The organism is Undibacterium sp. SXout20W, assembly GCF_049340285.1.
Taxonomy (GTDB): Bacteria; Pseudomonadota; Gammaproteobacteria; order Burkholderiales; family Burkholderiaceae_D; genus Undibacterium.
Genome location: NZ_JBMPPH010000032.1, coordinates 1 through 10,566 on the forward strand (window position 1 = coordinate 1; position 10,566 = coordinate 10,566).

The 10,566-nt window shown below is 46.6% G+C and carries 9 protein-coding genes; 6 read left to right on the forward strand and 3 right to left on the reverse strand.

The window, feature by feature from the left end; genetic code table 11:
- Positions 1–14 precede the first annotated feature (14 nt).
- Positions 15–401 (reverse strand): hypothetical protein, encoded by a 387-nt coding sequence (locus ACO0K1_RS14765; protein WP_423027027.1) that lies wholly within the window; start codon positions 399–401, stop codon positions 15–17.
- Between the two features lie 468 nt (positions 402–869).
- Here ACO0K1_RS14765 and ACO0K1_RS14770 point away from each other — a divergent pair, with 468 nt between their 5' ends.
- The 3 genes from ACO0K1_RS14770 to ACO0K1_RS14780 are packed head-to-tail and all read left to right on the forward strand — an operon-like array spanning position 870 to position 3,579.
- Entirely contained in the window at positions 870–1,622 is a 753-nt protein-coding gene (locus ACO0K1_RS14770; RefSeq protein ID WP_423027029.1) for an RNA polymerase sigma factor, read from the forward strand.
- Positions 1,619–2,269, forward strand: coding sequence for a hypothetical protein (locus ACO0K1_RS14775; protein WP_423027031.1), 651 nt, complete (start codon positions 1,619–1,621; stop codon positions 2,267–2,269). Before ACO0K1_RS14770 ends, ACO0K1_RS14775 begins: the two co-directional genes overlap by 4 nt.
- Complete coding sequence (locus ACO0K1_RS14780; RefSeq protein WP_423027033.1) at positions 2,254–3,579, forward strand: caspase family protein; 1,326 nt, start codon at positions 2,254–2,256, stop codon at positions 3,577–3,579. Before ACO0K1_RS14775 ends, ACO0K1_RS14780 begins: the two co-directional genes overlap by 16 nt.
- 49 nt (positions 3,580–3,628) lie before the next feature.
- Here the strand turns inward: ACO0K1_RS14780 and ACO0K1_RS14785 are convergent, their stop codons facing one another.
- Entirely contained in the window at positions 3,629–4,075 is a 447-nt protein-coding gene (locus ACO0K1_RS14785) for a hypothetical protein (RefSeq protein ID WP_423027035.1), read from the reverse strand.
- 25 nt (positions 4,076–4,100) lie between these two features.
- Between ACO0K1_RS14785 and ACO0K1_RS14790 the strand changes: the two genes are divergently transcribed.
- Together ACO0K1_RS14790 and ACO0K1_RS14795 are read left to right on the forward strand one after the other, a co-directional pair.
- Positions 4,101–4,271, forward strand: a complete 171-nt coding sequence (locus ACO0K1_RS14790) for a hypothetical protein (RefSeq protein WP_423027037.1) — start codon at positions 4,101–4,103, stop codon at positions 4,269–4,271.
- Between the two features lie 195 nt (positions 4,272–4,466).
- A complete protein-coding gene (locus ACO0K1_RS14795; protein WP_423027039.1) occupies positions 4,467–5,519 on the forward strand; it encodes a hypothetical protein in 1,053 nt (350 codons plus the stop codon).
- Between the two features lie 261 nt (positions 5,520–5,780).
- On the opposite strand, the gene dbpA is transcribed toward ACO0K1_RS14795, so the two are convergent.
- Positions 5,781–7,166 (reverse strand): ATP-dependent RNA helicase DbpA, encoded by a 1,386-nt coding sequence (gene dbpA / locus ACO0K1_RS14800; RefSeq protein ID WP_423027041.1) that lies wholly within the window; start codon positions 7,164–7,166, stop codon positions 5,781–5,783.
- A 565-nt stretch (positions 7,167–7,731) separates the two neighbouring features.
- Between dbpA and ACO0K1_RS14805 the strand changes: the two genes are divergently transcribed.
- The gene (locus ACO0K1_RS14805; RefSeq protein WP_423027043.1) at positions 7,732–10,557 is read left to right on the forward strand and encodes an EAL domain-containing protein; all 2,826 of its coding nucleotides are present in this window, start codon (positions 7,732–7,734) and stop codon (positions 10,555–10,557) included.
- Positions 10,558–10,566: the final 9 nt, after the last annotated feature.

The window sequence follows — 10,566 nt, forward strand, 5'->3', positions numbered from 1 at the left end:
GCGGCATCATCTGCTTAAGGATGGCCTCCTTGCGTTCTGCTGGATAACGATTCACTGCATGTCTTTACTCCGCCCCAATACGGTTGATGTGAATTAATTGACGCGACATCTATCCTGACATAGGGGGCATTGAGCGTTGCCACTTTGAGAAATGAGCCATCTTCAGCTTGAAATCGGTTAACTAACGCTTTCCACGGGAAATTCATCATTTCCATTCCAACAGGAACTTGCCTTGTCGTTGTAGTGGTGGTTGTGTTTACCATTGGAACTGGTCCACCGAAATCATAAACAGTCGTGTCTACGTTTATTTCGTCTTTTGATTCGTATTTTGTAAAGGGGCCAAGTGATACATTTCCAGATGTTTCTTTACTATCGATGCATGTAAATATATTAAATTTCATGATCTGTCCTGAGGTGAGTGTTGGGGTAACGTGACGATAATTCGTATGTACGGTGTTATTTAAAAAAGCACAAAATTTCCTAGAATACGGCTTATTTTTATCGCGAAAACAAAATCACCGGCATTCCTAATAAATTGTTGCTTAATACTATTTAAATGCTCTAAAGCGCTAACCTATTTATTGTAAATAGTTCAGCATTGTCGTTTTATTATATTTCTCATCAATAATTTAGACACCGATACAAGTTATTCGGTACGAATTCTGCAAAACGGAAATAAATATCAAAAAAATTTCCGCTTTTCCAGGTCCGCTTCGTATCTTGTATTAGACGATCACATTTACTCTTGAGAACTACTGCAAATTCTGCAACAGAGTAACAAGTGCCGTAAAATTGCTACAGGTAACTATTTTTGCTCAACATCAATCACAACAAGTTCATTAAGCAAGAATCTAACTTCACACATACACATGCCTAGCCACCACATCTCGAACGAAGAACTAACGCGCTTGCTGCATAAATTTGCAACCAAGGACGGCAGTCAGCCCGAAATACGCAACGCTCAGCGTACGTTCTTTAATTACCTCAATAGAGAACTTGATCAGCATGTGAGACGCGTCGTGAACTACAACGAAGATATCGCGCAGGTGGCGATGCAAGAAGCCTGGATTAAAATTTTAGAATCAGCCAATAAATATGATCCGGCCAAAGCGTCCGTGAAAACATGGGCAAAAATGATTAGCGCTAACTGCGCGATCGATCAATTACGTGCCTATTATAAGCGTATCAAGATACTCGCCCAATGTACTCTGGACAAGGGCACGGACGATGCGCATTCGCCTAAAAAAACAAGTCCTGTGGTGGATGGTTCAGATCTTGCCGGAGGTTATGCAGAAGAAATTAATCATCAAATTTGTCCGTTGTTGCGCCCAGATGATCAGGTCTACGCCAATCAATTGCAACAAGCGATTAAGGCGTGTATTGAAATTTTACCGAGTAAAGACGGCCCCAATTTTCGCCAGGCGATGGAATTATGCCTGGACGAAGATTTAAGCTATGCACAAATGATGAGCATATTGGCGGCGCAATCCCCTCGTTATGCTGATCTTAATGTTGAGCAAGTAAGGGGATGGGTCAGGCAGGCAAAATTAAGAATGCAACATTGTATTTCCCAAAAGTTAGGATGGAACAACGATGGCAATACGGACAGGAGCAATCCATGAATGACGATTTCAACCGCTTTCGCGCATTGTGCTTTCTTTATGCATGCGGAAAATTAGACGCATCAGAAACCAGTTGGATGCAGCAAATGCTGCTGTCACATCCGGAACTCAAGACCGAACTGGAAGCCGACCAACAATTGGTGACGGCGGCGCGCGAAGCATACGCCGCAGATCGTACTAAGGCAGCGCCGCTGGTTAGTTTCGATGCTATTGTGAGTCAGATAGAAGACAAGCCGTCATCATTAATCAGTTGGCTGGTACAGCAATGGAATCGCCCCATGCAGACAGGATGGGCGCTAACGGCAGTAGCAACCTTGGTGATCGCCACTGCCGTGCAAACTTACCAATTACGCGATGCAACACAAGTTAGTGCGGCCAGCAACCAATACCGTGGTGGTGCAACCGCACCGTCCCCAAACAGCCCGATGATAGAAGTTGTCTTTGCCGATGCGGTAACTGTAAGTGATTTACGGCGCGTATTGCCGATTCTGAATTTAGCGATTATCTGCGGCCCCGACCAGCAAGGGGTCACCCATATAGCCGTACAAAGCGGCTCAGCGGAGCAAGCGCTAACTCAACTCAACGCCAGCAAACTCGTTATTGATGCGCATCTGGTTCAAGGAAAAGCATCATGCGCAGCACGTTAGTTTTTATCGCCGCTTTAGTCGCACTATCGTGGACAACTTTCACGTGGGCCGATAAAACAGATTATCGGACCGCGCCAAAGTATGCGCTAGTAATCGGCAATACACGCTACGATGGAGCGCTTCAGTTACGCAACGCAGGTAACGACGCCAAGCTCATTGGCGATCGACTGCATCACGCTGGATACACCACGGAACTAGTGTTCAATACTGATCGCAATACCTTATTTTCAGCCATTGGTCGGCTGGCGGATCATCTCAAGAATGGTGGAGTGGGTATTTTTTATTACGCGGGTCACGGCGCCGAAATCAAAGAGCGAAACTATCTGATCCCGGTCAATGTATCGTTAAAAGATGTCGGCGCGATCACGCAGCAGTCAATTCCGGTGGAGTATCTGATCCAGCGCTTAAGAGATAGCGGCGCGCAGTTGTCGATCGTATTACTGGATGCATGCCGAAACGATCCCGCACAAGTTAGTTTCAACCCGATCTATCGCGGTGTCGCACCGGTTGGGTTTGCTCCCCAAAAACCGGCCAATGGCATGGTGATTGCCTATGCCACACAACCGGGCGAACGGGCTTTGGATGGGGACGGTAACGACGGCCCCTTTGCTGCCGCACTCGCCGATTGGATTGTTCGCCCGGGTATGCCGCTTGAAGAAGCCGTCAAGCATGTGATGGCCGATGTGCGTACCAAAACGAAAGATGAACAGCGCCCTTGGCTGGCGACATCCTTGATTGGCGATTTTGCGATTGTGCCGGCAGCAGGTCAGCGAGCTGAACTCATGACAGCTAAAAATGGCCAAAACGTCGATGGCAGTATCGTGCGTGGCCAATTAACGTCCTCAGCAACGCCGCAGTTTATGCAGTGGTTTCAGTCACTGACAAATGACGAACAGATGAAACTCACCAACGATATTTACCGTCAAGCCAAAGCCGTCAATAACGATGATTTACCGCGTCTGATGCAGCAAGCCAAGGGAGGCAGTGTGATTGCACAATCCGTACTTGGCTTGGCCTATCGGCAAGGCTTTGGCGTCGGGATGCAACAAGTACGCAGCAATCAACAAGCGATGAAATGGCTGGAAATGGCCGCAGCACAACACATGCCATTTGCACTCAATGAACTGGGTGAAATGATGTATTTGGGACATGGCGCATCAAAAAATCCAGCTAAAGCGAAAGACTATTTTGAAGCGGCGGCCGCCCAAAATTACACACCCGCGAAACTTAATTTAATTCAGTTATTTAGCGAATCCGGTCAACTGGATGCCACTAAAATAATGGATATTTTGCAAAAAACGCCACATTAACAGTGGCGCCCGAACACGATAACTGGGATAAATGCTCGGTTTTTTTGCCTTAGGCGACGGTAATCACTGACTCTGAATCCAACAACATTCCTGCAGCAAAAATCCTTCCGGCATGTGCCAAAGCACGAATAATCCGCTTAATAAAAATAGCCAACTGAGTTCGCTCTGAGAACAACACTTCCGCAGCAAACCAAACCGTATCCCGAGTGGTATAGCCTTTTACCACCTTCATTTTACGATTGACATTATCCAGCATACACATTGCTTGATTTAATTCCGACTGATCTTTGATCTGCCAAATATTAGGCAAAATAATTTTAGCAAAATCTGCATCATCTTCATCAAAACACAGCGCGTAATCCAGACCTTCAAACTTAAAAGTAATATCGCCATCCGCATCGACTATGGCAGAAAATCCCTCATTAAGAAGATAGTTGAGTAAATAGTCGACATGGCTCTCTTGGGTCATGGGAATGTTGTCTTGTCGGGTGTGCATAAAATGGCTCCTTAAAATCGGCTGAATGAACTCGTTCATATCCCAACATGGGTTGCATCTGAACGTCAAAAACAGCGTCATTACAACGACGCTTGAGTTCTATTCGTTAGCCAAGCGAGAAACCGGAAAAATTAATTCAACCAGCCCAAATAGTGATCCCGAACACAGTGCGATCAATCTGAATAAGTATCAATAAAGCTCTGCATTATTTGAAAAATTTTTTATTATTTTTATTTCCGTTTTTTTGCCGGATTAACGAATAGAGGATAAGTGCTCGCATTACTGTCGATGAATAAATCTCCCTCATTACAAAATCACTGACGGCAACGAAGCAGTGCGAGCCCGATATTCATTTAAATACGACTAACTATTTATGTAAAAGGACACTATCATGCAATGCAACTTCGTCGTGGCGACTACCTTACTATTGACATTATCGGCATGCGGTGGTGGCGGCAATGCCAATTCCTCTGGCTCGGGTAACACAAGCGGCTCAGGCTCTGGTACTGGCTCTACCTCGTCTTCAGCCTGCGCAATTTCTTCGGCAGATCCCTTGATTGCCGTGTCCTTGACTGGCGACATTGGTAATGCACAGTTCCAAAATGGCGGTACGCAGTTGGTCTATTCCGGTGGATTAAGCGGTACATTAAATCTCGTCAATGACCCAACCATCCCCGCTTCTTGCATGGACTCGAACGGATCGGCTACTTCCATGCACACGGCAATGCAAGGTGGTACCGGATCGATTGGTATTTCGCATGCTTTGGTCAACGGCATCGACAAACCGGTTTTTTTGATGAAGGCTAGCGCACTCGCAGCTAATACTGACTTATCGTCAGGTGCCGGCAATTACGTCATGCTGCGCTATCAGAATGACACGCTAGGTGGCGGACAGACCCGCATGTCTTATGTTAACTTTGTTATCGATAACGCCGGTAATTGGAGTATGTGTAAAAACGCCCCAACCTGCACCACACCAACCGCCACCGGGACGATACAGGCTAAAGCTGGCACAACGAATCAGTTTGAATTTGTCTCGGCAGGTTTGGTTCGGGGTGTTTCGTTTGTGCTGGGCTCAGGTACAAGCCGCATCTTGGTCAATGCCGAACATGATACCGGTGACGGGTTAGTATCCGGGATTCATTTTGGATTTCCACAAAGCCCTTGGAACCCCGCGCTAAACAGCTATACCAGCAACAGCACAGATCAAAGCGTATCAACTGGGACATTAGCTGCGGGGAGTATCATCGTAAAAACTCAAACCCATTTTTTGATGGCAAATAATCCCATCGAGGGTATTGCAACAACTACTACATCGGATGGCCAGATCAACTATTTAATCTCTTCGCCATCGGGATTGCTGGTTACAGGCAATAATGTCAGCAATAATTTTGATAACGGGCCGGGATATTTTTCATTTGGAATTACACAAGCGAGTAACTAATTTTTAAATTCCGGCGCATGGTATCAGGTTAAAAAATGCCTACAGACTTTACCGTAAAACATTTGCTTGCTCACTATGTGCCGCGAATCTGTTATTGGCCGAATTATGAATTTTGACAGATCAGTGATCTAACAGAATTGGGCAATTGCGACCAAATCCAGATTATCGGACTGCCAGCGGTAACATTAAAAATCTGACTTCCAACGCTGGATCGCCACCTAGCGTGCAGCCACATTTATCCAGCTAAAGCCATTCGTAAAATCAATCAATAATCCGCATTTTAAATTGTCGGCCTTTGATGTTAGTACGACTTAACTTATCCACGGTGTTTCGTGCAACATGACGGTCGATCGCGACATAGGTGGAGAATTCGGAGACGTTAATTTTGCCGACTTGCTCTTTTTTGAGACCAATGTCCGCCGTCAATGCGCCGAGTAAATCCCCCGGGCGCAATTTGTCTTTTTTGCCGCCAAAAATACAGACGGTCATCATAGGTGCTTGCAAGACTTGCTCTGGTGCGGCTTCAAGTTGGTTAATGTCGGCCCAGGTGACCGCTTCGCCTTGGTATTCGGCGATAAGTTTGACCCATTTCTTTTCATTGGGAGTGGCTAAACTCAGAGCCAGACCCTTCTCGCCAGCGCGGCCAGTACGACCAATACGGTGGATATGCACTTCGGTGTCCTTTGATACATCCACATTGATCACCGCGCCTAAAGTTTGGATATCCAGACCACGGGCGGCGACATCGGTCGCCACCAGCACCGAGCAACTCTGATTGGCAAAACGAATCAATACTTCATCGCGGTCACGTTGTTCAAGATCACCATGTAAGGCAAGAGCGCTGATCCCCTGGGCTTGCAATTCCTCTGTCAACTCGCGGCAATGAATTTTGGTATTACAAAACGCAATCGTCGAAACGGGTTGATAGTGATGCAATAAACGGGCGACGGCTTCATTGCGTTCTTCGGGCGTGACCAGATAAAACAACTGTTCGATGTGATTTGCGGCGTGTTGTGACTCGACTTTAATTTCAATGGGATCGCGCAACAATTGTTCGCTGGCTTTGCGAATATTGTCTGGATAGGTTGCTGAGAACAATAGAGTCTGCCGACGTGGTGAACAGGCTTCCACGATGGTATAAATGTCATCATAAAAGCCCATATCCACCATACGGTCCGCTTCATCGAGCACTAAGGTCTGCACGCTATTGAGTTTGATCGTGCCGCGACTGATGTGGTCGATCAGACGTCCTGGAGTGCCGACCACAATGTGTGCACCGTGTTCGAGCGAAGCAATTTGTGGCCGCATCGCCGTACCGCCGCATAGTGTCAGAATCTTGACATTGTCGATGGCTCTCGCCAACCTGCGCAATTCATTCGCAACCTGATCAGCCAACTCCCGCGTCGGGCAAATGACCAAAGCCTGAACTGCGAAATAGGTCGGATTGAGCTTGGCTAAGATGCCCAGACCAAAAGCAGCTGTCTTTCCGCTTCCGGTTTTTGCCTGTGCAATCAGATCACGTTGTTGCAATATGACTGGCAAGCTTTCTGCCTGAATCGCCGTCATCGTCTGATAACCCAGACTATCGAGGTTGGTGAGAATTGCGGCGGATAGAGGAAGAGAACTGAAAGAAGTGGAATCGGACATGGGGGTCATTTCAAAAATTCGGAGTGATATTTGGACAATATTTAGACAATGCTTGGACAATATTTGAATCGATATTCAGAGCTAAATTCGTAACTGAAATTCGGCGTTAAATTCGAGGTCATATTCGGGCCAATATTCGGGCCAATATTTGAACCAATATTCGAAGAAACAATTGCGCAGTCTTGATGATGTGGTGCTCCGAAATGCAGCGCCAATATCATCCTGGCAGATCTTTTGCTTCACAAAAACAAGCAAATTGAATGCAAACTGCATAATGCATCAGGCTTTATGTGCATATTGTAGGGCATGAATCTGTTCTTGGCGGTAAATCGCCTTAGTTTGTGCCCAATCACACTTAATAAATCTTTAGTAAGTGGTACTCTGATAAGAATTCTAGGACGGCTACTAGCCAGCAAACATTTTTTGAGTACGTCATTATTTGCTGAAAAGTAACATTTGATTACATATTCATTTTGATGAAGCTTAGAATTCAGGAGAAACTTAGGCAAAATTGCGTTTATAGCGAAAAAGACGTCTACTTCCACCTTAGATAATTATCGAATTTGTGCACACTATCAGAAAACTCCGGCATTTTTGGTTGCAACAGGGCTCGTATCAACGTTTATTCGTACCTTTGTTTGTGCTTATTTTCGTTGTCGCTGGAATACGCTATTACATGCTCATCGATGCCGAAACAAACGATGGATATCAAAGACAGCAGGCGGCTTTATATCATGCACAGCATCACCTCATTCCCAGTCTGACCGAGTTTAGTAGCCGTCGCGACGTCGCTGCTATCTCGAATCTACTAGAACAATCAATGCAAGATGCGCCGGATATTGCGAAGATTGTGTGGTTCACCAACCAACAATCCATCGAGGTTCGTCAACGACCACTGTCATCCGATGCGCCATTATGGTTTGCACGAATGAATCGATTAGATCCGATCAGCGTGACCCTCGCGACCTCTTTGACAAACGGCCAAAAAGCGCATTTGCAAATCACCGGCAGTACAACGCCAGCGCTGAACCGGATTTGGCGTAAGGTTGGTCAACAACTTATTCTTTCCGGGTTTTTGCTGACGTGTATTTGCGTTTTGCTGGGGACGATATTGCGTAACAATGCGCGTACATTGGCAAAACTGGCTGATGCTAACTATCGTTTTCAGCATGGCGAATACTCTGTGCGCATGTCTGGCGGCAGCACATCTGAAGGTAGGACGCTGATCTCGACATTTAATAGCATGGCTGCCGAGATCGAACAGTTGGTCGCCAGCCTGCGTCTGAGCCAGGACGAACAAAGCGAACAATTACACTTCATGTGGCAGTTGCTGACCGCTTTACCTATTCCGATCTTCTTTAAAGATCATAGCGGTGTTTGTCGAGGCGTCAATGCAGCATGGACTGATATGTTTGGGATTACCGCGCAGCAAGCGATTGGGCGCCCAATGAATGTGCTTCTGCCTTTGGTCGAACAAGTCAGCCACAATTTTCATACGGCGCAACGCGGTCAAACGATCGGTCATGTGGAATTAGAGATCAATATTCCAGCAATGGATCGCGATCTGGTGGCTATCTACTATGAGGCAGCCTACACCACGACGGACGGAAAGCCATCCGGCGTCATCGGTGCTTTAGTCGATATCAGCGATCGCAAACAAATTCAAGCTGATTTGGCAGTGGAAAAGGAAAGAGCAGAGACCACGCTCGATTCAATTGGCGACGGTGTGATCAGTACCGATATCAATGGACGGATACTGACTTTAAATCGCGTGGCGCAGCAGTTAACGGGCTGGACGCGGACGGAGGCGCAGCATCTGCAACTTGAGCAGGTGTTTGAATTATCTGATCCTGATTTGCACGCATCTCTGGCAAAATTTTTACAAAAAATTGAATGGCAAAGTTCGACCTTTCAAGCCAATAACCAAGCGCTACGGTGTCGCGATGGCAGGCTGCTCGATATTAATTTTACTGCCGCACCGATTCGGCATATCGATGGTACGCAGAGTGGGTGTGTTTTGATTTTCCGTGACTTGAGTGAGCAACGCCAGCTATTACGACAAATTTCATGGCAAGCAGGGCACGACGTGCTAACCGGATTGGCGAACCGTAGTTCGCTTAATACGCATTTTCAAAATGCCATCCAATCGGCTCGTGAGCAGAATAATTTCTTAGCAGTTTGTTTACTCGATCTTGACCATTTTCAATCGATCAATGAACAATATGGACAGGAATTTGCCGACAAGTTGCTGCAGCGTGTTGCACGTCGTTTAGAGCGTAGTGTCGGTGAAGGTAATCCCATTGCTCGGTTGGGAGGTGACGAGTTTGTCGTCTTATTGCAGAATCAACGCGATCTCGCCGAGGTCAATAAAAATTTGGCCTTCTTGCTTAGCGAGCTGGCGCAGCCGTATCAAATTGAGCAACGCCTGACAAGTATGTCGGCCAGTATTGGCGTTGCGATCTATCCTCGTGATGACAGTAGCCCAGACGCTTTGCTACGATTTGCCGATCAGGCGATGTACCAGGCAAAAATTAGTGGTCGAAATAAGTTTCACTTATTTGATGCAAAGCGGGATCTTGAAGTACGCACGCGTCATAATCAACGTGCGCGTATTCGTGAAGCCCTGTATAACCAAGAATTTGTACTGTATTTTCAACCTAAAGTTGATATGCGCCGCGCCCAGGTCATCGGCATGGAAGCCTTGTTGCGATGGGATCATCCAGAGCGCGGCATTCTCGGCCCAATGGAATTTTTGCCACTCATTGAACAGACTGATTTAATCATTGAGGTCGGTGACTGGGTGATGCATAAAGCGCTAGAACATATGCGCGAATGGGTTGCTGCTGGATATCATTGGGTTGTCAGTGTCAACATCGCGGCCAGACATTTTCAGTCGAATGACTTTCTTGAAAAATTAAGAGAAATCCTCGCATTATTTCCTGAGTTACCACCACAGACATTAGAAATAGAAATTCTTGAGTCTGCGGCTGTGCAGGATATTCAGTCTGTGCGAGAACTGATGCTCGCTGCACAGCAACTTGGTGTTCGTTTTGCCCTGGATGATTTCGGCACCGGCTATTCATCGCTATCGTACTTAAAGCGCTTGCCAGCCAATATTCTCAAGATCGATCAGAGTTTTATTCGCGACATGCTTGATGATCAGGACGATTTGGCATTGATTGGGGCGATTATTGGTTTGGCACGCGCCTTTAAACGCGAAGTCATCGCCGAAGGCGTTGAAACGTCCGCGCACGGCGTTGCTCTCATGCGCTTGGGTTGTGATTTCGGACAGGGATTCGGCATCGCCCGCCCCATGCCTGCCGATGCGGTGGTGTCATGGGTGCGTAACTACGTTGCACCAGCGGCATGGCATACTTTGGTTCTGAATTAAATGTAAAAC